Source organism: Mycobacterium sp. E3305, assembly GCF_001666785.1.
Lineage (GTDB): Bacteria > Actinomycetota > Actinomycetes > Mycobacteriales > Mycobacteriaceae > Mycobacterium.
In genome coordinates this window covers 1-1,099 of record NZ_LZJA01000195.1, presented here as the reverse complement: position 1 = coordinate 1,099, position 1,099 = coordinate 1, and the positions used below count along the sequence as shown (strand labels likewise).

1 protein-coding gene is annotated in these 1,099 nt (G+C 71.7%); it reads right to left on the bottom strand.

The window, feature by feature from the left end:
- Positions 1-1,091 (bottom strand): 13E12 repeat family protein (locus A5701_RS18055; protein ID WP_067756639.1); only part of this gene is annotated, 1,091 nt, incomplete at its 3' end.
- Positions 1,092-1,099: the final 8 nt, after the last annotated feature.

The following is a 1,099-nucleotide window of genomic DNA, read 5'->3' as shown; positions in this document are numbered from 1 at the left end:
ATGGTGTGGTCGAGGTCGCAGGCCACCGCCGGGCAGTCACAACCCGGCCAGCGGCACGTCAAATCCCGGCACCGCACGAAATCGGCCAACCCTTGGGAGGGCACATAGCCCGGCTCGGGCGGCGCGTCCCCGGGATGAATTAGCGGCACCAGCTTGGCCGCGGCGGCCAACTCGGCCACCAGCTCGGGTGGAATCAGGCCGTCGGCCCGCAGTTCACTGGCCATCCCCACCCCGCGATCCAGGGCGGCTTGCTCGGCGAGCACGTGAATCACCACCGCACCGGCCGCCGGCCGGGCGCCGGCCGCGCAGTCCGGGCGCCCGCAGCGACACCCCAGCCGCTCGGCCCCGCCGGCCAGTGCGCCCAACGCATCCGCGCGGCGCTGCTCGCGGCTGCGCGGATCGTGGGCACACACCGTGGCCGCCAACGCATCCAGGCGCTTCTCGAGCGCGTGCGCATCCAGGCTGTAGAGGGTGCCCTCGATGCGGGCCAATCCCTCCCCCATCTCACCGATCCACACCTCGCGCCCCGCAGCATGCTGCCGGCGTCGCCGCACCGCATCGGCATCGGCCTTCGCCACCACCTTGTCCACCTGCGCACCCAACCGGCCCTGGCTCATCGAGGGCCAGCGCGCCACGTTCGCCGCCAGCTGCGCGTCCACGGCCGCCAACACCTCACTGTCGGTGATCAGATCGGTGCGATACACCAGCGTCTGCACCATCCGAAAGTCGATGTCGCCGGCGGCGAACACCTCGGCCACCTTCGGCAGCCGCTCGCGCAGCGCGCGGGCATACCGCACCCGGCTGGCCGCCAACCCCTGGCTGATCCGCAACTCCGCGGCCACCTCCGCGGCCACCGCCGCCTCGGTATCCACCGCCCACTGCTCACATTCGGCGCACCGGGAGAGCCGGTAAGCAAACAACTCCCCGATCACCGCCAACTGCCCCGCCGCCGCCCGATTCTCCGCCCGCGCCATGCCCGCGACGCGCTCCAGCAACGCCGCGGACTCCGGCGTCACCGACGGATAGCGCCGCTCGAAGTGCTCATCCAACGCGGCGATCGACTCCGCCGACGGCACCCTCGAATCGAACATACATTCGA